General features: G+C 63.1%; 16 protein-coding genes. 8 read left to right on the top strand and 8 right to left on the bottom strand.

Annotated elements, in window-relative coordinates:
• Nucleotides 1-31: 31 nt before the first annotated feature.
• Nucleotides 32-1639 (bottom strand): ABC transporter substrate-binding protein, encoded by a 1608-nt coding sequence (locus AX756_RS06450; RefSeq protein WP_068309643.1) that lies wholly within the window; start codon nt 1637-1639, stop codon nt 32-34.
• 432 nt (nt 1640-2071) lie between these two features.
• Here AX756_RS06450 and AX756_RS06445 point away from each other — a divergent pair, with 432 nt between their 5' ends.
• The 3 genes from AX756_RS06445 (at nt 2072) to argE (ending at nt 6380) form a co-directional block, all read left to right on the top strand.
• Nucleotides 2072-3652 (top strand): ABC transporter substrate-binding protein, encoded by a 1581-nt coding sequence (locus tag AX756_RS06445; protein ID WP_068309642.1) that lies wholly within the window; start codon nt 2072-2074, stop codon nt 3650-3652.
• A gap of 386 nt (nt 3653-4038) precedes the next feature.
• Complete coding sequence (locus AX756_RS06440) at nt 4039-5223, top strand: M24 family metallopeptidase (RefSeq protein ID WP_068309641.1); 1185 nt, start codon at nt 4039-4041, stop codon at nt 5221-5223.
• Between the two features lie 2 nt (nt 5224-5225).
• Entirely contained in the window at nt 5226-6380 is a 1155-nt protein-coding gene (gene argE, locus AX756_RS06435) for an acetylornithine deacetylase (protein WP_068309640.1), read from the top strand.
• A gap of 71 nt (nt 6381-6451) precedes the next feature.
• On the opposite strand, the gene guaB is transcribed toward argE, so the two are convergent.
• Nucleotides 6452-7906, bottom strand: coding sequence for an IMP dehydrogenase (gene guaB / locus AX756_RS06430; RefSeq protein WP_068309639.1), 1455 nt, complete (start codon nt 7904-7906; stop codon nt 6452-6454).
• Between the two features lie 239 nt (nt 7907-8145).
• Here guaB and AX756_RS06425 point away from each other — a divergent pair, with 239 nt between their 5' ends.
• Nucleotides 8146-8916, top strand: coding sequence for a hypothetical protein (locus AX756_RS06425; RefSeq protein ID WP_068309638.1), 771 nt, complete (start codon nt 8146-8148; stop codon nt 8914-8916).
• A gap of 64 nt (nt 8917-8980) precedes the next feature.
• Here AX756_RS06425 and AX756_RS06420 read toward each other — a convergent pair whose 3' ends face one another.
• From AX756_RS06420 to AX756_RS06395, 6 genes are all read right to left on the bottom strand, one after another.
• Complete coding sequence (locus AX756_RS06420) at nt 8981-9757, bottom strand: HpcH/HpaI aldolase family protein (RefSeq protein WP_068309637.1); 777 nt, start codon at nt 9755-9757, stop codon at nt 8981-8983.
• A 254-nt stretch (nt 9758-10011) separates the two neighbouring features.
• Entirely contained in the window at nt 10012-11103 is a 1092-nt protein-coding gene (locus tag AX756_RS06415) for an ABC transporter ATP-binding protein (RefSeq protein WP_068309636.1), read from the bottom strand.
• Between the two features lie 11 nt (nt 11104-11114).
• Complete coding sequence (locus tag AX756_RS06410; RefSeq protein ID WP_068309635.1) at nt 11115-12758, bottom strand: alpha-amylase family glycosyl hydrolase; 1644 nt, start codon at nt 12756-12758, stop codon at nt 11115-11117.
• 9 nt (nt 12759-12767) lie between these two features.
• A complete protein-coding gene (locus AX756_RS06405; RefSeq protein WP_068309634.1) occupies nt 12768-13916 on the bottom strand; it encodes an ABC transporter permease subunit in 1149 nt (382 codons plus the stop codon).
• A gap of 12 nt (nt 13917-13928) precedes the next feature.
• Nucleotides 13929-15125 carry a carbohydrate ABC transporter permease gene (locus AX756_RS06400; RefSeq protein WP_231700995.1) on the bottom strand — a complete coding sequence of 399 codons (1197 nt, stop codon included), beginning with the start codon at nt 15123-15125 and terminating at the stop codon, nt 13929-13931.
• A 100-nt stretch (nt 15126-15225) separates the two neighbouring features.
• Nucleotides 15226-16578, bottom strand: coding sequence for an ABC transporter substrate-binding protein (locus AX756_RS06395; RefSeq protein WP_068309633.1), 1353 nt, complete (start codon nt 16576-16578; stop codon nt 15226-15228).
• Between the two features lie 260 nt (nt 16579-16838).
• Here AX756_RS06395 and AX756_RS06390 point away from each other — a divergent pair, with 260 nt between their 5' ends.
• The 4 genes from AX756_RS06390 to AX756_RS06375 all read left to right on the top strand — a co-directional run bounded on the left by AX756_RS06390 (nt 16839) and on the right by AX756_RS06375 (nt 20577).
• Nucleotides 16839-17870: a LacI family DNA-binding transcriptional regulator gene (locus AX756_RS06390; RefSeq protein ID WP_068309632.1), complete on the top strand. Its 1032-nt coding sequence runs from the start codon at nt 16839-16841 to the stop codon at nt 17868-17870.
• Nucleotides 17871-17882: 12 nt separating this feature from the next.
• Complete coding sequence (locus AX756_RS06385) at nt 17883-19202, top strand: GH1 family beta-glucosidase (protein WP_068309631.1); 1320 nt, start codon at nt 17883-17885, stop codon at nt 19200-19202.
• Nucleotides 19203-19212: 10 nt separating this feature from the next.
• Nucleotides 19213-20181, top strand: a complete 969-nt coding sequence (locus AX756_RS06380) for a glucokinase (RefSeq protein ID WP_068309630.1) — start codon at nt 19213-19215, stop codon at nt 20179-20181.
• 114 nt (nt 20182-20295) lie between these two features.
• Complete coding sequence (locus AX756_RS06375) at nt 20296-20577, top strand: STAS domain-containing protein (RefSeq protein WP_156461406.1); 282 nt, start codon at nt 20296-20298, stop codon at nt 20575-20577.
• Nucleotide 20578 lies beyond the last annotated feature (1 nt).

The following is a 20578-nucleotide window of genomic DNA, read 5'->3' as shown; positions in this document are numbered from 1 at the left end:
GAAACCACGCCGGGGGCCGAAATCATTCACATCAGGCTGTGGACCACCAGCGGCTCGCCGCACGTGCCCCGTCGCATTCCCAACTCGCAGCCATAGTATCGGGCGTACCGATATTTGAGCGGCTGGCATAGACAAAATTATTGAAGAACGGGATGATGGTGCCGCCATCGTCGCGGGCAAGCATTCCCATCTCGCGGTAGATCTCGGCGCGCTTGGCGTCATCGAGTTCGGCCTTGCCCATCAACAGCAGTTCGTTGAAGCGCTCATTGACCCAGTAGCTCTCGTTCCAGGCCGCATCCGACTTGTAGGCCAGAGTGTACATCACGTCCGGCGTCGGGCGCGCGCCCCAGGAGACGAGCGTGAACGGCTTCTTGAGCCAGACATCGGAGTAGTACCCGTCATTCGGTTCACGCACGACGTTGACCTTGATGCCCGCAGCCTTGGCCTGCTCGGCATAGAGCACGCACATATCTACCGCGCCGGCATAGACGCTGTCGGCCGTGCTCAGGCTGACTTCCAGCCCCTCGGCACCGGCCTTCTTTAGCAGCGCCTTGGCCTGGTCGGGATCGTAGTCGCGCTGCGGGATGTCGGCGGGCCAATAGGGCTGTGCCGGCGAATGGTGGAAATCATTGCCCTTGGTGGCCGCTCCGAAGGCGATCTTCTCGATGATCTCGTCGCGGTTCATCGCAAGCTTGAGCGCATTGCGCACGTCCGGATTGTCGAAGGGCGCCTTGTTGCAATGCATCGGCATGGTGATGGCGCCTGCCGAGGGAATGTTGTGGATGTTGATGTTCCGGTCCCGCTGCAGCAGCGCCATCGTCTTGAGCTCGATGATCGAGACCGCGTCCACATCGCCGGTGACCAGCGCGGTCTGGCGCGCGTTCGGATCGTTCAGCACGATGATCTCGACCTTGTCGAACCAGGCGCCTTCGCGGTGCCAGCCGTCATGGCGGGAAAGCTGCCAGCTCACGCCGAACTCGCCGCCGTCGATCTTGTAAGGGCCGGTGCCGTCGCCGGACTGCCAGTCAATCGTGCCGTCATCCTTGGCCGGGCAGATGGCAAAGTGATAATCGGTCATCAGCCATGGCAGGTCGGCATTTCCGCCCGTCAGGGCGATCTTGACCGTGTAGTCGCCATCCTTGGTGATATCGACCACGTCGCTCAGCAGCGCCTTGGCCGCCGAAGTCGATGCTTCGCCGCGATGGTGGTTCAACGAGGCGATGACGTCATCGGCGGTACATTTCTTGCCGCTGTGGAAAGACGCGTTCTCGCTGAGCTTGAAGGTCCATTCGGAAGCGTCGGCGGAGGCCTCCCAGCTGTCGGCAAGGTCCGGGCCAAGCGAGCCGTCGCCATTGATCATCGTCAGGTAGGACCGGTGGGTATGCGCCAGGTAGATCATCTGGCGGGACACATAGGTGCCCGGATCATGCGTATCGGAGGTATTGCCGTCATGCAGGCCCCAGCGGAAGCTCCCGCCGGATTTGGGCTGCGCGGCTGCTTTCGTCGTCCACAGCCCGGTGGCCGTGGTCGCGGTCAGGCCCGCGGCAATAGAGGTATTAATGAAATCACGTCGCGAGATCCGACCGGTGCGGGCCGCCCTTGCGATACGATTTATCAGGATTTCGTCCTTCTTCGACATTCGTGTCTCCTGTTGGTTTTTTTGGACTGGCGACGTTGATGCGCCTTCAGAGTCGGAGCGTTCCTGCACTGACGGGGGAGAAATGCTCAAAAACGACATCCGGTAAAACAATCACGAACAGCAGCAGAGTTCTACCCCGGCACAAGAGAAACTTTACCTTCCCCGAGGGCAACCCGCCAGAGGCGCAGGGCGGTTCGCTGCGTTTTTCTTTTGCGCCATGCAACTTAAGCGCCGATTTTCTGAAAAAAATTGCTTTTAGAAAACGTTAAGATACGATGGAGGAGGTCTTTGATGGCCGCGTCAGAACGGGAAGATATTGGGAGAGGCTATCTATCCGGACTGTGCACAGCTATGTACGAAAGCGACTTTGCATGTCGCAAAAAGGACACCCACGGGTGCCGCCCGCCTCATTTGGAAGAAAGACAGGGACGCATGAGCGATAATAGGAAAACAACGACCTTCGCACAGCCGACACGCCGCAGATTTCTCGGCACCACGGCTGCTTTTGCAGGACTCGCATCGACCGGTACACTTTTGGGCACGGGGCGCGCCCGCGCGCAATCGCGCGGCGGCACCATTCGCGTCGCCAAGGGCCATGGCAATACCGGCGACACACTCGACCCGGCGACCTGGACCAACGGTTTCACCGTGGCGCTGACCTATGGGATGAACGGTTTCCTGACCAAGGTCGGTGTTGACGGGTCGCTGGAACCGGACGTCGCGGAGAGCTGGGAGGCAAGCCCCGACGCCAAGACCTGGCGATTCAAGATCCGCTCCGGCATGACCTTCCATTCCGGCAAGCCGGTGACGCTCGACGATGTGATCGCCTCGATCGACTACCACCGTGGCGAGGATTCCAAATCGGTTGCCAAACCGCTCGTCGCCCCGATTGTGTCGATCACCAAGGAAGGCGAAGACACGGTCGTCTTCGAACTGGAGACCGGCAGCGCCGATTTCCCCTTCGTCTTCACCGACTACCACATGGCGATCTGCCCCTCCGACGGCGCGGGCTCGATCGACTGGCGCTCCGGCGACGGGTGCGGCGCCTACAAGCTGGTCGAGTTCGATCCCGGCGTCGTGGCCCGCTTCGAGCGTTTCCAGGACGACTGGAACCAGGAACGCGGCTTCATGGACGCGATCGAGATGCTGTCCATCGTGGACCTGAATGCGCGGACCACGGCGCTGGTCTCCGGCGATGTCGACGCGATCGACAAGCTGGACCTCAAGACCGTCGCGCTGCTGGGCCGCAATCCCGGAATCGCGATCCATTCCGTCGCCGGTCCGCAGTATTACAGCTTCGCCGCGCGTGCCGATACCGCGCCGCTCGACGATGTGAATGTGCGCCGGGCGTTGAAACACGCGATCAACCGGCAAGAACTGGTCGACAAGATCCTCTTCGGCCACGGCACCGTGGGCAAGGACCAACCCATCGGGCCGAGCTACCGCTTCCACAACCCGGACCTGGCGGAGACGCCCTATGATCCGGACAAGGCCAAGTTCTACCTCAAGGAGGCCGGGCTCGACGCGCTGACCGTTCAGCTCTCGGCAGCCGATGCGGCCTTCCCGGGGGCCGTGGACGCCGCCGTTCTGTACCAGAACTCCGCTGCGGCCGCCGGTATCACCGTTGACGTCAAGCGGGTGCCGAATGATGGCTACTGGTCCGATGTCTGGCTGAAGCACCCGTTCTGCGCGGTCTACTGGGGCGGTCGTCCGACCGAGGACCAGATCTTCACCACCGCCTTCGAGGGCGGCGCTGCCTGGAACGACAGCATGTGGGCGAATGGCCGCTTCGACGAGTTGCTGGTCATGGCACGGGCCGAGCTCGACGAAGACAAGCGCCGGGCGATGTATTACGAGATGCAGGAAATCGTCTCGACCGATGGCGGCACCGTACTTCCGATGTTCGCCAATTTCGTCTTCGCCACCGGCAAGCGGGTTGTGCATGGCGATATGGCTTCGAACTTCGACCAAGATGGCGAGCGCTGGATGGAGCGCTGGTCCCTCGCCGACTGACCTCGCCCCGGCGCGCCGTCACACACGGCGCGCCAAGCGTTCCACCGCTGCGCCGTATTGGCGCCGAGGTTGATGCAGATTACGGCGGCAGGCGCTTCGGCGCCTCCGCCACACAGCCGGCCCCGAGCCTGCCGCCCCACCCAATCCCCTGCCCGCTCCCGCATTTTTCACCGTGCCGCGCAAAACGGCACGAACAGCATGATGTTCGGAGATTTGCGGCTGCATGTCGCCTCGCGCGTTGGCTTTGGCTTGACAGGCAGAGCGCGCCGCCCGCTATTCTGGCCGACAGATCACGCCTGTCCTGGCCCCATTCCCGCGACCGGGCAGCGCGGCTCTCCGCACCCCATTGACAAGGCTCCGCCCCGGGGCTGAAAGGAGCCCCCCGCATGACCGCCCAGGACCTTCCCTTCAGCCGGGCCGAATATGCCCGCCGCCTCGACAAGACCCGCGCCGCGATGACGGCGGCCGGGCTCGACATGCTCTTTGTCGAGGATCCGTCCAACATGGCCTGGCTGACCGGGTATGACGGCTGGTCCTTCTATGTCCACCAGGGAGTGCTGGTCTCTGGCGACCGCGACCCGCTCTGGTGGGGGCGGCGCATGGATGCCAATGGCGCGCTGCGCACGGTCTGGATGACGGCAGAGCATGTGCGCGGCTATGCCGACCATTTCGTGCAAACGACCGAGCGCCACCCGATGCAGGACCTCGCCGCGATCATCCGCGAGGCGGGTGGCGGGCGCGGCCGGATCGGCGTCGAGATGGAAAATTACTACTTCTCGGCAAAGGCCTATACCACGTTGCTGGCCGAACTGCCGGAGGCGGAACTGGTCGATGCCACCGCGCTGGTCAACTGGCAGCGCGGGGTAAAATCGGACGAGGAGATCGCCTTCCTGCGCAAGGCGGCGGGGATCGCCGAGCGGGTGATGGACGGGGTGATCGAACGGATCGAACCGGGGATGCGCAAGAACGTGCTGGTGGCGGAGATCCTTCGCGACCAAGTGCTCGGAAATGGCGAGGACTGGGGTGACTACCCGGCTATAGTGCCGCTCCTGCCGAGCGGGCCAGACGCCTCCGCGGCCCATCTGACATGGAATGGCGCACCCTTCCGAACCGGCGAGGCGACGTTTTTCGAGCTGGCCGGCTGCTACCGGCGCTATCACGTGCCCTTCTGCCGAACGGTCTCTCTGGGCGCGCCGACCGACGCCTTGCGGCGGGCCGAGGCGGCGCTGGTCGAGGGGCTGGAAGCCGGGCTGGAGGCGGCGCGCGCGGGCAATCGGGCTTGCGACATCGCCAATGCGCTCGCCGCCCCGCTGGAACGCGCCGGAATCGAGCGCGGCGCGCGCTGCGGCTACCCGATCGGCCTGAGCTATCCGCCGGACTGGGGCGAGCGCACGATCTCGCTCCGGCCCGAGGACGAGACCATCCTGGAGCCGGGAATGACCTTCCACTTCATGCCCGGCCTCTGGATGGAGGATTGGGGGTTGGAGATCACCGAAAGCATCCTGATCCGCCCCGACGGTCCGGCGGAATGTTTCTGCGACCGGCCCCGCAAGCTCTTCGTGAAGGCGTGAGCATGGACCGGCTCGCCCGCGCCATCGCGATCCTCGACGATCTGATTGCCTATCCGACGGTCTCCTCGGAATCCAACCTTGAGATAATCGTCCACCTTGCCTCGCTCCTGTCGGAAGTCGGCGCGCAGATCGAGCTGTTCCATGACAGCACGGGCCGCAAGGCCAACCTTTTCGCCACGCTCGGGCCCGACGCGCCCGGCGGGATCGTGCTCTCCGGCCACACCGATGTGGTGCCGGTGGAGGGGCCGGGCTGGAGCGGGAACCCGTTCCGGATGCGGCAGGAAAACGGCCGGCTCTATGGTCGCGGAACCTGCGACATGAAGGGCTTCATCGCCGCCACCCTCGCCTGCCTGCCGGATTTTGCCGCCGCCGATCTGCGCCGCCCGCTGCATTTCGCCTTCACCTATGACGAGGAGGTGGGCTGCCTCGGCGCGCAGCAACTGGTCGAGGAATTGCGGGCACGAGACATCGCCCCCGCCATGGCGATTATCGGCGAGCCGACGGAAATGCGGATCATCGACGGGCACAAGGGTTGCAACGAATACACCACCCGCTTCACCGGCACGCAGGGGCACGGTTCCGCGCCCGAGAAAGGCGTGAACGCCGCCGAATACGCGGCGCGCTTTGTGAGCCGCCTGCTGGTGCTCCGGGAGGAATTGCGGGAACGGGTGCCGGGAGACAGCACGTTCGACCCGCCCTGGAGCACGCTGAATGTCGGACAGATCCATGGCGGCACGGCGCGCAATGTGCTGGCCGGCGCAGCGGAGGTCGAATGGGAGACCCGGCCGGTCGTGGCGGCGGATGCCGAGCATGCGCGCGCGGCGGTGCGGGAGTTCTGCGAGGATGTCCTACTGCCAGAGATGCGCCGGATCGCGCCCGACGCCGCTATCGAGACCGAGATCATCGGCGAAATCGCGGGGCTGATCCCGATGAAGGACAATGCGGCGCGCGACCTCGTTGCGCGGCTGACCGGCGAATACGCGGCCGATCTCGTCGCCTTCGGCACCGAGGCGGGGCTGTTCCAGAGCTTGGGGATGTCGGTGGTGATCTGCGGTCCGGGATCGATCGCGCAGGCCCACCAGCCGGACGAATTCCTGGAGATTGCGCAGCTTGAACGCTGCCTCGACATGCTCGCAGGATTGGCGAACCACAGTTGACGCCGGTGTCTTGCCGTTTGCAGGCGAAGGCACCGCAGCACATCCCTCAGGGAAGCGCTGCGGGCCGCTGATTATCCAAGCCGGTAGTTCGGGCTCTCGCGCGTGATCTGGACATCGTGGACATGGCTCTCCTTGAGGCCTGCCCCGGTGATCTTCACGAATTCGCAGCCACCGCGCATCGCTTCGACCGTCGGATTACCGGTGTAGCCCATGGCCGCGCGCAGGCCGCCGACGAGTTGGTGGATCACCGCGCCGGCAGAGCCCTTGTAGGGCACCTGCCCCTCGATCCCTTCCGGCACCAGCTTGTCGCTGGCCGCGTCCTTCTGAAAGTAGCGGTCGGCCGAGCCGCGCGCCATGGCGCCGAGGCTGCCCATGCCGCGATAGGATTTGAAGCTGCGGCCCTGGTAGAGGATCACCTCGCCGGGGGATTCGTCGGTGCCCGCCAGCATGGAGCCGACCATGGCACAGGAGGCCCCGGCGGCGATGGCCTTGGCGAAATCTCCGGAGAACTTGATGCCGCCATCGGCGATCACCGGCGTTCCGCTTTCGCCTGCGGCAATGGCACTGTCGGAAATCGCCGTCAGCTGCGGCACGCCGACACCGGCCACCATCCGCGTGGTGCAGATCGAACCCGGCCCGATACCGACCTTGATCGCGTCGGCCCCTGCCCCGATCAGCGCCCGCGTCGCCTCGCCCGTGGCAACGTTGCCGGCCACGATCTGGACGTTGTTGGAGAGCATCTTGGCCCGCTCCACGGCCTTGGCAACGCCTGCGGAATGGCCATGCGCCGTGTCGATCACGATCATGTCCACACCGGCATCCACGAGCGCCTGGGAGCGCTCATAGCCGGCATCGCCCACGGTCGAGGCGCCAGCCACGCGCAGCCTGCCAAGATCGTCCTTGCAAGCCTGTGGGTTGAGCACCGCCTGGTCGATATCGCGCAGCGTCAGCAGACCGGTAAGCTTGCCCTTCCTGTCGGTCACCAGCAGTTTCTCGATCCGGCGTTCGCGCATCATTGCACGCGCCTCGCCCAGATCGGCCGGTTCCGTCAGAACGGCAAGCTTCTCGGCGGTCATCATCGCCTTGACCGGGGTCGCGTCGTCATTGGCAAAGCGCATGTCGCGGTTGGTCACGATCCCGACCACTAGGCCGTTCGCATCCACCACCGGGAAGCCGGAAATATTGTAGCGCTCCTGCAGCTCCTTGGCGTCGGCCAGCGTCTGATCAGGGGTCAGGGTGATCGGGTTGTAGACGATCCCGCTCTCGAACCGCTTCACGCGGCGGATCTGCTTGGCCTGCTCCTCGATGTCGAGGTTGCGGTGGATCACCCCGATACCGCCGGCCTGGGCCATGGCAATCGCCATCCTGGCTTCGGTTACGGTGTCCATCGCCGAACTCAGCAGCGGTATATTCATCCTGATCGTCTTGGTTACCCAGGTCGATGTGTCCGCAGTCGAGGGCAGCACGGAGCTCTCGGCAGGAACAAGCAGAACGTCATCGAAGGTCAGCGCCTCACGAATCTCCATCACACTCTCCTAGAGGGGGGTCGTTTGGCGCATCCCCTATACACGGATATCCGCTGCATGAAACCCCGTATTTGGACATAGCGGATGCTTGGGTGGAACATGTTGTTGCAGCCGGCCGCCCGCGCGGAGGATTTCAGGCGGTTGATCTGCATCATCGCCCCCCTCCGTCTCGTAGGTTACCCTAGGTCACCCGCCGGTGTCCGCCCGCGGCCCCGGGCGGGATCTCGAGGGAGGACAAGATGAAACGCAGATCAACGGGATTTCTGATCGCCCCCGTCGTAATGGCGATCAGCCTGGCGGCATCGACTATGACAGCGTCGGGTGAAACGTTGCAGTCATCCAGCGTCGAGAGCCGCGTTCTTCTGGGATTTGACGTGCCGGACACCGCATTTGCGAAATTCCTGCCGGAAGGGTGGAAATCCGTTCCCTTCCCGAAAGGGCCGCTTGCCGGGGCCGATTGCGTCGTGTCCCTCGTCAACCGGGAACTGGAGACAGACGCCGACGGCAAGCCGATGGATCCGCCCCAAAGCCGTTCGGTCGGCATGTTGACACTGGCCAGCAATGGCGGTCCGCCGCGCGTCATGGTTTTCCGGGTCTATTCATCGAAACCGGGCGAAGGACCCTACGGGAACTCTGTTCAGGCCGAAACCGGCTTCGAAAGGATGATGAGCGTAGATGCCGCCGGAGCACAAAAGAAGTCGCTGGCATGGCGAACTGTCGTGCCGGATGGCGGCGCGTTCGAGGTATCGCTCGATTTCACCCCCGGTATGGCGGGCTGGGTCAACGGCGAGGTGAAGCCGTTCTCCAGCGTCAAGCCGGAGAGCTACAGGATCTACCGCTATGATCGGTTGATCGAAGTGCTGTCGAGCGCATCGCTTGGCAAGCCGCTGTCTGGCGACGTGGCGGTGTCGGTTTCCATCGCAGAGCTGGCAGAAATGTTCGACGGATCCGAGAGCATTGTCGCGATCATGGACGTGCCGGTTTACGTGCTCAAGGTCTCCCTGCCGTAAGGCGGGTGGCCCCGGCGGAAACGGGTCATCGCTTGCGCCGGAGACAGTTTGCAGAGGTTGGGCCTCAGGAGAGCAGTTCGCGCATCGCGGCCGCTTGGCTGCGGATCGCCTTGGCACAGATAGCGGCATCGGCGCCCACGCCGATGAAGCGCACGCCAAGCTCAACGAAGCGCCGATAATCCGCAGCATCGTAGGAGATGATGCCTGCCGGCTTACCGGCCTTGTGGATCGTCACGATCGCATCTTCGATGGCTTGCTTCACCTCCGGCGCGTCCATCCGGTCGCGGAACCCCATATCGGCCGACAGATCCGCCGGGCCGACAAAGACGCAGTCGACGCCGGGCACCTTGGTGATCTCGGTCAGGTTGCTGAGCGCGGTCTCGGTCTCGGCCTGAACGATGACACAGATTTCGTCATTTGCCGTCGGCTCGTAATCGGTGATCTGTCCCCAGTTCGAACAGCGCGACAAGCCGCCGGACCGGCCACGGATGCCCTCCGGCGGGTATTTGCACGCGGCCACGACCTGCGCTGCCTGTTCGGGAGTGTCGACCATGGGCACAACCACGGTCTGCACGCCGAGATCGAGAACCTGCTTGAGGATCCAGCCCTCGCCCCAGGGGACCCGCGCGGCGGTGGCGACAGGATGGCCCTGCATCGCGTTGAGCTGCGCGTGGATCATTTCCAGCGTGTTGGGGCCGTGTTCGGCATCGACGAGGCACCAGTCGAAACCGGCGCTGGCAGCGATGGCGGCAATGGCGGGATGACCGAGATTCAGCCAGCAGCCCATTTGCAGGCGATCTTCCGCAAGGGCTTGTTTGATGGTGTTTTTGGGGGCAGGCATAAGCATTTTCCATCCGCTCGAAGGCGGTGTTGCAGGAGGATGAGGGAACGGAAGGGCGCGCCCTTCCCGCGTTGTCTAGCGCGCGGATGGCGGTGATGACATTGGTCGCACGGTCGCGCCCCCCGGACCGCTGGAGAAACACGTCGGGGGCCGCCCACCAAGGGCGGACGGCATACAATCCTGCGGATCGTGCCTCCGGCGGAGGTTTTTCGGAATGATGTATGGGGAGGGCGGCGCCGCTCTCCCCCGTCGCCTTAGCGATAGAGCAGCGAAATGCCGTTCAGGAAGACGTGGACCTTGCCGGGCGCGGACGTCATGTGCAGCACCTGTCCCTTGAGCCCACGGTGGATGCCGGGAAGCTTGGCAATGACCGGGTCCTTGCCGGGCTCGGTGGGTTTGAAGAAAAGCAGGGTCACTTCGCCGAGATTTTCCTGTACATCGACGGTCCCGGCATAGCCAGTTTCATCTTCGGAAACGGTCATGTCTTCGGGACGGATCCCGACATTGACCTTCGCGCCCATATCCGCCTCCTGCGAGGGATAGGCCGAAACAACCGTGCCGTGGCCGCCTTCGAGCACGATGGAGGTCTGCTCGCCGGTGCCCACGATCTCGCCGGGGAAGAGGTTCATGGCGGGCGAGCCGATGAACTGCGCCACGAACTCGTTCTGTGGCCGTTCATAGAGATCCAGCGGAGTGCCGACCTGGCTGATGCCCTTGTTGGCCAGCACCACGATGCGGGTTGCCAGAGTCATGGCTTCAACTTGGTCGTGGGTGACGTAGATCATCGTGCGGTCCGGCATGCTCTCCTTGAGCTGCGCAATCTCAAGCCGGGTGGCGACTCGGAGGGCGGCGTCGAGGTTTGAGAGCGGCTCGTCGAAGAGGAAGACCTTCGGGTCGCGCACGATGCAACGACCGATGGCGACGCGTTGGCGCTGGCCACCCGAGAGCGCCTTGGGCAGGCGGTCAAGATAGGGGGTGAGCTGGAGAATATCGGCAGCCTTTTTCACGGCGGCCTCGATTTCTTCCTTGCTCATCTTCGCCAGTTTCAACGCGAAGGCCATGTTGTCGTAGACGGTCATGTGCGGGTAGAGCGCGTAGCTCTGGAAGACCATCGCGATGCCGCGTTGCGCGGGCGGCACGTCATTGACCACCTGCCCGTCGATCTGCAACTCGCCACCTGTGATCTTTTCCAGCCCCGCGATCATGCGCAGAAGCGTGGACTTCCCGCAGCCCGAGGGGCCGACGAAAACGATCAACTCGCCCGCATCGACGTCGAGATTGATGTCCTTGAGGACATCTACATCGCCATAGCTCTTGGCGACATTCGTGAGTTTCAATCCAGCCATGTTTCCCCTCCTCAGGCGTCGCGGGCGGTGGCGAAGACCGCCTGATATGGCGGCAGGGTGGCCCTGCCGGCTTCGATTGTCGAGTTGAATGGCGCATCCGGGACATGCGCCCAATTGCCCGCAGGAAGCTCCAGCCGCCGTGCCTCGTCTGCGAGATTGAAGGCGCAGAAGACGCGTGTGCCCTGATACTCACGGATGAACACCAGGAAATCTTCCTCGGCGACAAGCGGGATGTAGCTGCCCTTTTGCAGAGCCGGCAGCGCTTTCCTGAGCGCGATGATGCGGCGATAGAACCCAAGAATCGCGTTTGGATCGCCCTCCTGCGCGGCCACGGACAGGCGCCGATGCTCGGGCGCGACCGGCAGCCATGGCTTGCCGTCGCTGAAACCAACATTGGCCTTTCCAGAGGTCCAGCTCATCGGCGTCCGGCACCCGTCGCGACCCTTGAACTTGGGCCAGAAGCGCTTGCCATAGGGGTCCTGAAGGTCCTCGAAGGCGACATCCGCCTCCGGAAGGCCAAGCTCCTCGCCCTGGTAGAGGCAGACCGTGCCCTTGAGCGCCATGAGCACCGCCGCATAGAGCCGCTGCAGCGTTCCATTGAGGTGCCAACGGGTCGTGTGGCGTACCACGTCATGGTTGGAGAACGCCCAGCAGGCCCAGCCATCCGACGACATGGCGTCGAAGGTCTCGATCACCGAATTGAGGTGAACTCCACTCGGTATCTCGTTGGAAAGAAGTGCGAAATCGTAACACATATGCAGCTTGTCGCCGCCAGATGTGTATTCGGCCTGCACTTCGGCGCCGCGCTGGCTTTCGCCCACTTCGCCGACCGATGTGATGCCCTTGTAGTCGTTCATCACGCGGCGAAGTTTGCGCAGGAAATCGAGGTTTTCCGGGCGGGACTTGTCAAACAGGTGGTTCTGGAAATTGTAGGGGTTCACTGCCGGCGCGGTCTTGTCGTTGATCTCCTCCGGGGCCAGCGGGGGATTGTCGCGCAGATACTTGTCATGCACGTAGAAATTGACAGTATCGAGCCGGAACCCGTCCACGCCGCGATCAAGCCAGAAGCGCGCGACGTCGAGCAGTGCTTCCTGCACTTCCGGTTCGTGGAAGTTCAGGTCCGGCTGTTCGATCAGGAAGTTGTGCAGGTAGTACTGCATCCGTTCGCCATCCCATTCCCAGGCGGAGCCGCCGAAGATGGAGAGCCAGTTGTTGGGCGGCGTGCCGTCGGGCTTCGGATCCGCCCAGACATACCAGTTTGCCTTGGAGTTGGAACGGTTTGCGCGGCTTTCCTTGAACCACGGATGTTGATCCGACGTGTGCGAGAGCACGAGGTCGATCATCACCTTGATGCCACGCCCATGCGCCTCGGCAATCAGCCGGTCGAAATCCGAGAGCGTTCCGAACATCGGGTCGATGTCGCGGTAGTTCGAGACGTCATAACCGAAATCGAGCATCGGCGAGGTGAAGAAGGGCGAGATCCAGATGCAATCCACGCCGAGCCGGGCAATATAGGGCAGCCGCTGGATGATGCCGGGAATGTCCCCGACGCCATCGCCATTGCTGTCCTGATAGGAGCGCGGATAGATCTGGTAGATCACCGCGCCCCGCCACCAATCCGTATCGATGGCGGATGTTTTTTTGATATCAGTCATTTAGCTGCCTTACTTGACAGAGCCGGCCAGCAGGCCGCGCACGAGGTAGCGTTGCATGGCGAAGAAGACCGCGATGGGCACCGCCATGGAGATGAAGGCCGCCGTGGCGAGGATTTCCCAGTCGCCGCCGCGCGTGCCGAGCATTTCGACGATCTGCTTGGTCATCACCGTGGTCTCACCTGAGCTGTCGATCAGGAACACCATGGCCACCAGAAGGTCGTTCCATGTCCACAGGAACTGGAAGATGGCGAAGGAGGCCAGCGCCGGGAAGGAGAGCGGCAGGATGATCTTCATGAAGATCTGGAAATCGGTCGCGCCATCGACCTTGGCGTTTTCGATGATGTCGCGTGGCAGACCGACCATGTAGTTCCTGAGCAGGTAGATCGCCAATGGCAGGCCGAAGCCCGTATGCGCGAGCCAGACACCGAGATAGCCTTTTCCGATGCCGATATTGTTGTGAAATTTCAATAGCGGTATCAGCGCGAGTTGAAGTGGAACCACGAGCAGGCCGACCACACAGGCAATCAGGATCGCGCGGCCCGGAAACTCCATCCAGGCCAGCGCATAGGCCGCGAAGGCCGCGATCAGGATCGGGATGATCGTGGCCGGGATCGTGACCGTCAGGGTCGAGAAGAAGGCCTTGCTCATGCCTTCGGAGTTCCGCGGATCAAACAGCATGAACTCGTAGTTGGATGTGGTGAATTCGGGTGGTGTGGTGGCGGTGAAGAAGATCCGCTGCCCGCGGGAGCCCTCGAACTCTTCCGCGTTCTCCATCCGGTAGAGGCCGTCCTCGCCCAGCGTGATGGTGCCGCCACCGTTCAACTCGACCACGTCTCCGGGCTTGTAGGCGTCGATCTCGCGCGAGGAGATGCCCCAATGGGAGATATCGCCCGTGGCGCGGCCGTCGAAGACAGAGCCCTCGATGACGTACAGGCCATCGATCTGAACCTGATCGGAGGGCGAGGCGCCACGGATGACGATATTCTGTTCGGTCGGGAACAGCGCATTCCACCAACCGGAGGAAGAGATCTGGTCCGCCGTGCGGAAGGAGGAAACGAAAAGGCCCATGGTCGGGAAGAGCCAGAGGATGACGAGGAAGGCCACCGAGAGATGGACCGCCCATGTCAGGCCGGATTTATGTCCTGCGATATTGTCCATTTGCCGGCCCCCTTACCGCATTTCCTTGCGCGCATTGCGCACGTTCCAGACCAGGATTGGCGTCACCAGCAGCATGATGATCATGGCCGCTGCAGAGCCCGTGCCCCAGTCATTGGCGCGGAACAGCTTGTCATACATGTAGTTGGCCAGCACCTGCGTGCCCCACTGCCCGTTCGTCATGGTGAAGACGATGTCGAAGACCTTGAGCACGGTCAGCGTGATCGTCGTCCAGACGACCACGATGGTCGGCATGATCTGCGGCACCTTGATCTTGAAGAAGATCTGGAACGGGTTCGCGCCATCGACAATGGCCGCCTCGACCGTCTCCTCCGGGATACCGCGCAACGCGGCGGAGAGAATGACCATGGCAAAGCCGGTCTGGATCCAGATCAGCACCACCATCAGGAAGAAATTGTTCCAGACCGGCAATTGGAGCCATTGTTGCGGCTCGCCGCCCATTCCGACCCAGATGGCATTGAGAATGCCGATCTGTCCGACGTCGACGGGGCGCGCTTCGTAGATCAGTTTCCAGATCACCGAGGCACCGACCATGGAGATCGCCATCGGCATGAAGATCAGCATCTTGGCGATATTGCCCCAGGCGATGCGGTCCGTCAACTGCGCGACCAGCAGGCCGAACACCGTGGACATGGCCGGCACCACGATCAGCCAGAGCATATTGTTGCGCATGGCTTCCCAGAACTTCTGTTCGCCGAACATGAAGGTGTAATTGCCGAAGCCGACGCTGCCATTGCGGGTGACCAGCGACATCCGGAGCGTCTCGAAGACCGGGTAAGTCAGGTAGAGGCCGAGCGCGAGGATGGCCGGGGCAAGAAACAGCCAGGGCCGGATCATGTTGGCATGCGAGATGTTGCGCCCGGCGGTGGTGGCGCCGGAGGCGAAGACGAAATCCTTCAGCCGCCACAGGCCGTAGATCACGCCGGCCGCCACGAGCAGCCAGAAGATGCCGCCGATACTTGCGATGCTTCCGACACCAACGGCCATGACATAGAGCGCCGCGACCAGAAGGGCCGGTATGCCGAAGAGGAAGATCGTCCCCATCTGGCGCCGCGTCGCCGTTTGTTCGGCGCTCAGCGCGCGCGCTGGCAGCAGGAACTTGTCGAGCAAGAAATTGGAGAAATAGAAGTATCCGACGCAGCCGCCGACACCGATGATGATCGTGATAAGCCCTTGCAAGGCCGGATGCATTTGGTCTCCCTCCCCCAAACGTCTGCGGGTTCCCCTGACGGGGTGGCGTTCAGGCGGCCCACCATTGCGGCGGGCCGCGCCGTGTCATTCCGGCCTGCGCTTACTTCAGCGCATCCCAGGATTTCTGGATGTCATCGGCAACGGCCTTGGCGTCCTTGCCACCGGTGTAATCCACCATGCCGGTCCAGAACGTACCAGCGCCAACGGCGGCTGGCATCAGGTCGGAGCCGTCAAAGCGGAAGGTGGTGGCGTTCAGCAGGATCTCGCCCTGCTTGCGCAGGATGCCGTCCCGATAGGCGTCAAGATTCACGCCTGTATGCGGCGCAAGGAAGCCGGACTGGTGCATGAAGACTTCGCTGGCAATCGGCAGCGTCAGGAAATCCATGAGCGCCTCAGCACCCGGCGTGGGATCGGTGATCGCAAGAACCGTGCCGCCACCCAGGACCGGGTTGCCAAGATCCTTTTCGGCGAAGCCCGGCAGGTAGAAGAAGTCCGCATCCTCACCCGGCACCACGTCTTCCGGGAAGAAGGCCGTGGCGAAGGAAGCCTGACGATGCATGTAGCATTGCGGCGGCGAGGTGAACATGCCCTTCGGGCTGTCGCGGAAATCGGTGGAGGCAACCGCGCCAGAACCACCCGAGACGAAGGCGTCGTTACGGGCGAACCAGCCGTATTCCTCGATCGCCTCGATCACGCGCTCGTCGTTGAAGGGAATCTCGTTCGTCACCCATTGGTCATAGACTTCGGGCGACTGCGTGCGCAGCATCATGTCCTCGACCCAGTCGGTGGCCGGCCAGCCGGTCGCGGCGCCGGAGCCCAGACCGATGCACCACGGCACATCGCCATCGGCGGCGATCTGTTCGGTCAGCGCCTTCAGCTCTTCCATGGTTTCGGGAATTTCGTAGCCGGCATCGTCGAAATTGTCGGGCGAATACCACACGAGGCTCTTCAGGTTCACGTTGTAGAAGAAGCCGTAGAATTGCGGATCGCCGTTCTGGTCGGGATAGGTGCCCAGATCGACCCAGGATTGGCCGGCGGCGTAATTGTCGGTCACCCACTGGCGCATGTCATCGCCCAGCGGCGTCATCTGGCCCTTGGCGGCCAGCACAGCGGCAAGGCCCGGCTGCGGGAATACGGCGATGTTGGGGGCAGAGCCCGCCTCGGCATCGATCACGATCTGCTGCTCGAAACCGTCAGAGCCGGTATAGACGGCCTTGGCGCCGGTCGCTTCTTCGAAATAGGCCAGCACGTCGCGGAAAAAGCCGTCTTCCGGGTTCAGCCAGGGGCCCGACACCGTGACCGTCTGCCCGCTCAGGTCAGGCGCGTTGTCGGCCCACGCAGTGTAGCTGTCCCAGCTGAAGGGACCTTCGCCGACCGGGAATTTGAGCTCGGCATTGGCTGCGCCCGCGACAAGTGCGAGCCCCGCAACGCTGGCCAAAAGGTGAAATTTCATTGAGTAGCCTCCCGAATGTATCGCGGGGCCCCATACCCCTGCGACCGGTTTCGCCCGCGCAGAGGGAATCACTGCCAAAGCGCTTTGGACAATCGTTCACTAGACCGACCCCCGCGATCTGTCAACGGATTCAGCTTACGCCCGATTTTTACGATTCGGTGTGGAAATAATCATCATGGCGCACGAATTTTCCGCCCAAAGCCCTTTGACTGTTTCGATCTGTAGTCGTAACTTGCCCATCACCTAGCGGACCTGTGCCCATGAACCTCAAGGACCTGGCGGCCAGCCTCGGGCTGAGCCAGACAACTGTCAGCCGTGCTCTGAACGGCTATCCCGAAGTCTCCGAAGCAACACGCAAGCGGGTATCCGCAGCCGCGCTCGCACATGGATACCGCCCCGACAGCCGTGCCCGATCGCTCGCCACCGGCAAGGCCATGGCCGTGGGCCTCGTGCTGCCGATGACGGCGAAACAGGAGATCGTGAACCCGGTCTTCGCCGATTTCGTTGCCGGCGCCGCCGAGACGCTCGCCATGCGCGGCTATGACATCGTGCTCTCGCTCGCCAGCGAGGAGGAACAGACGAATGTCTATCGCTCCATGCTCTCCAAGGGGCGCGTGGACGGTATGATCATGCAGGCGCCGCTGACCGGAGACCCGCGCATCGCGCTGCTGAAGGATCTCGGCATGCCATTCGTCGTGCATGGGCGGGTTTCGGATCACGATGACGAGTATTGCTGGATGGACATGGACAACCGCCATGCCTTCCACGAGGCCACCGATCACCTGCTCGACCTCGGCCATGTCCGGGTTGCGCTGCTCAACGGGATTGAGGCGATGGATTTCGCCCACCGGCGGCGCGACGGGTTCCTTGATGCGCTTTCAGAGCGCGGACTTAACGCCGATCCAGAGATCATGGCCAGCAGCACCATGACCGAGCAATACGGGTATAACGAAACCATGCGGATGCTGGCCTTGCCCGAGCCGCCGTCGGCCATTCTGACCTCCTCGCTGCTGGTTGCCATGGGCGCGCACCGGGCGATCGAAGCGCGCGGGCTGCGGATGGGACTGGATGTCTCGGTGGTCACCCATGATGACGGGCTCTCCTACTTGCCCAATGGCACCGAGGACGCCCCGATCTTTACCGCCACGCAGTCGCCGGTGCGTTCGCATGGCAATATCTGCGCCGAAATGCTCCTGAAGCGTATCGATCAGGACAAGACCCCGCCCATACAGACCAAGCTCAAGGCTTCCCTTGTGGTCGGCCCTTCTTCTGGACCGGCCCCTACCCTTTAAAGGACATCTGCCATGTACAAGCGCAGTGACTTCCCCGAAGGATTTCAGTTCGGCGCCTCGACGGCCGCCTACCAGATCGAAGGCCATTCCTTCGGTGGCGCCGGTCCCACCCATTGGGACGATTTCGCCGCCACGCCCGGCAACGTGATCCGGGCCGAGAATGGCGCGATTGCCTGCGATCACTATCACCGCTGGGAAGCCGATCTCGACCTGATCCGCGATGCCGGTTTCGACGCCTATCGATTCTCAGCGTCCTGGGCGCGGGTACTGCCCGAGGGGCGCGGGACGGTGAACCCGGAGGGGCTCGATTTCTACGAACGTCTCGTGGACGGCATGCTGGAGCGTGGCATCAAGCCGATGCTGACGCTGTATCACTGGGAGATGCCCTCGGCGCTGACCGATCTGGGCGGCTGGCGCAACAAGGACGTTGCCAAGTGGTTCGCCGATTACGCCGAGATCCTGATGGACCGCGTGGGCGACCGGGTCTGGAAGACGGCGACGATCAACGAGCTGTGGTGCGTGAGCTTCCTGAGCCATTTCCTCGGCCTGCACGCTCCCGGCCAACGCGACATTCGCGGCGCTGCGCGCGCGATGCACAACGTGCTTCTGGCGCATGGCAGCGCGACGCAGGCGTTGCGCGCGAAGGGTTTCGGCGAAATCGGCGCGGTGTGCAACTTCACCTACTCACAACCCGCCTCCGGCAAGCCGGAAGATATCGAGGCGGCCGCAACCTTCGACGATTACTACAATAATTTCTTCATCTCCGGCTTGTTCCGAAAGGAATATCCCGAGCGGATCGTGAACGCGCTTGGCCGCTACTTCCCCGAAGGCTGGCAGGATGACATGGAGATCATCGGCACCCCCGTCGACTGGCTCGGCGTGAACTACTACACGCGCGAGATCATCGCTGCCGATCCCGGCCCCTGGCCCGCGCTCAAGAGCCTCGAAGGCCCGCTGCCCAAGACGCAGATGGGCTGGGAGATCTACCCGGAGGGGTTGCTGCATTTCCTGCGCCGGTGCCACACCGATTTCTCCGGCGACCTGCCGCTCTACGTTACCGAGAACGGCATGGCCAATCCGGATCTCGTCATCGACGGCAAGGTCGACGACCAGGTGCGCATCGACTATCTCGCCCGCCATTTCGACGCCGCCAAGCAGGCTATCGCCGAGGGCGTTCCGCTGGAGGGCTATTTCGTGTGGTCGCTGATGGACAATTATGAATGGGCCCTCGGTTACGAAAAACGCTTCGGCCTGATCCATGTCGATTTCGATACGCTGGAGCGTACACCGAAAGCCTCCTATCATGCCCTGAAAGCCGCGCTGGCAAGCTAAGGAAACGCAAATGACAGCCCCTTCCCTTCTCGCCGATATCGGCGGCACCAACACCCGGGTCGCGCTGGCGCGCGGCGGCAAGGTGATCCACGGCTCCGTCCGCCACTACCCCAATGCCGAGTTCGACTCGCTGGAGCCGGTCCTGCACCGCTACATCGCCGAAACCGGCACCGAAACGCCAGCCGCCGCCTGCCTGGCGATGGCCGGCCCCGTGCGCGAGGGCGTCGGCACGCTGACCAATCTCGACTGGACGCTTGACGCCGCGACCCTCGCCCACGCCACCGGCGCGGGCACGGTGACACTGCTGAACGACCTGCAGGCGCAGGGCCATGCCCTCGGCCACCTGCCCTCCGAGGCGCTTTTCCCGGTGATCGCCGGCCCCCCGCCGCGCCTTCAGGCAACGCAGCTGGTGATCGGCATCGGCACCGGGTTCAACGCGGCGCCGGTTTTCGATACCCGCGCGGGACGCTTCGTGCCACCCTCGGAGAGCGGTCACGTCGCTCTGCCGCTCCGCGACGAGCGCGACGTTCGACTGGCGCAGTTCCTTGAAAAGGCACATGGATTCGCCGCCGTGGAAGACGCGCTTTCCGGACGCGGGCTGGTGGCGCTGCATGAGTTCGTCTGCTCTGAGGCGGGCGTGCCGGAGAAAGCCACGCTGAAGGGCAAGCAGATCATGGCCGCTGTGGCCGAGGGCGATACGCTCTGCCGCGAGGCCGCTGGTCTCTTCGCCCGCCTTCTCGGCGCGGTTGCCGGCGATCTTGCCCTGACCCAGCTGCCGTTTGGCGGCTTGTTCCTGATCGGCGGTGTCGGCCGGGCGATGGCGCCTTATCTGGTCGAAATGGGATTCGTGGAATCGCTGCGCGACAAGGGCCGGTTTTCCGGCTTCATGGAGCAGTTTTCGGTTACGGTTGTTTCCGATGACGACGCCGCGTTGATCGGAATGGCCCTTCATTTGCAGGCTCTGCTCGAACTGGGCTAAAAAATCTCGGCGAGAAACGGCATGTTAACCGGCACCCCTTAGGGCTTGGGAAAGACGACAATCACCTAGGGGAAAACCAGTGCCGGACCCGAAGCAGCACCCACGGTGCCGGATATGAGCGCCGAACTCGCCCTGCCGGCCCGCCTCGATCTGCCCGCTGCCACACCTCTTGCCGAGGCCATCACCGCGTTACGCGGCCAGGATCTCCGCATGTCCGCCGAGGCCGTTACACATCTCGGCACGCCGGGGCTGCAGGTCTTGCTGTCTGCAGCACGCAGCTGGGCGGCCGACGGCAAGAGTTTCTCGCTTCAGCCATGTTCCGAAGCGTTTACCGAACAACTTTCTATTTTTGGGATCGACTCGGCCGCACTGTCGGCGCCGGGCCGGGAGGTTTGAG

It is taken from the genome of Aliiruegeria sabulilitoris (assembly GCF_001558155.1).
Lineage (GTDB): Bacteria > Pseudomonadota > Alphaproteobacteria > Rhodobacterales > Rhodobacteraceae > Tropicimonas > Tropicimonas sabulilitoris.
This window is presented reverse-complemented; position numbering and strand designations above follow the sequence as displayed.

What these genes read in the sequence shown, in the direction of transcription:
- AX756_RS06450 (WP_068309643.1), bottom strand. Translation starts at nt 1,639, where the DNA reads ATGTCGAAGAAGGACGAAATCCTGATAAATCGTATCGCAAGGGCGGCC.
- AX756_RS06445 (WP_068309642.1), top strand. Translation starts at nt 2,072, where the DNA reads ATGAGCGATAATAGGAAAACAACGACCTTCGCACAGCCGACACGCCGC.
- AX756_RS06440 (WP_068309641.1), top strand. Translation starts at nt 4,039, where the DNA reads ATGACCGCCCAGGACCTTCCCTTCAGCCGGGCCGAATATGCCCGCCGC.
- argE (WP_068309640.1), top strand. Translation starts at nt 5,226, where the DNA reads ATGGACCGGCTCGCCCGCGCCATCGCGATCCTCGACGATCTGATTGCC.
- guaB (WP_068309639.1), bottom strand. Translation starts at nt 7,906, where the DNA reads ATGGAGATTCGTGAGGCGCTGACCTTCGATGACGTTCTGCTTGTTCCT.
- AX756_RS06425 (WP_068309638.1), top strand. Translation starts at nt 8,146, where the DNA reads ATGAAACGCAGATCAACGGGATTTCTGATCGCCCCCGTCGTAATGGCG.
- AX756_RS06420 (WP_068309637.1), bottom strand. Translation starts at nt 9,757, where the DNA reads ATGCCTGCCCCCAAAAACACCATCAAACAAGCCCTTGCGGAAGATCGC.
- AX756_RS06415 (WP_068309636.1), bottom strand. Translation starts at nt 11,103, where the DNA reads ATGGCTGGATTGAAACTCACGAATGTCGCCAAGAGCTATGGCGATGTA.
- AX756_RS06410 (WP_068309635.1), bottom strand. Translation starts at nt 12,758, where the DNA reads ATGACTGATATCAAAAAAACATCCGCCATCGATACGGATTGGTGGCGG.
- AX756_RS06405 (WP_068309634.1), bottom strand. Translation starts at nt 13,916, where the DNA reads ATGGACAATATCGCAGGACATAAATCCGGCCTGACATGGGCGGTCCAT.
- AX756_RS06400 (WP_231700995.1), bottom strand. Translation starts at nt 15,125, where the DNA reads ATGCATCCGGCCTTGCAAGGGCTTATCACGATCATCATCGGTGTCGGC.
- AX756_RS06395 (WP_068309633.1), bottom strand. Translation starts at nt 16,578, where the DNA reads ATGAAATTTCACCTTTTGGCCAGCGTTGCGGGGCTCGCACTTGTCGCG.
- AX756_RS06390 (WP_068309632.1), top strand. Translation starts at nt 16,839, where the DNA reads ATGAACCTCAAGGACCTGGCGGCCAGCCTCGGGCTGAGCCAGACAACT.
- AX756_RS06385 (WP_068309631.1), top strand. Translation starts at nt 17,883, where the DNA reads ATGTACAAGCGCAGTGACTTCCCCGAAGGATTTCAGTTCGGCGCCTCG.
- AX756_RS06380 (WP_068309630.1), top strand. Translation starts at nt 19,213, where the DNA reads ATGACAGCCCCTTCCCTTCTCGCCGATATCGGCGGCACCAACACCCGG.
- AX756_RS06375 (WP_156461406.1), top strand. Translation starts at nt 20,296, where the DNA reads ATGAGCGCCGAACTCGCCCTGCCGGCCCGCCTCGATCTGCCCGCTGCC.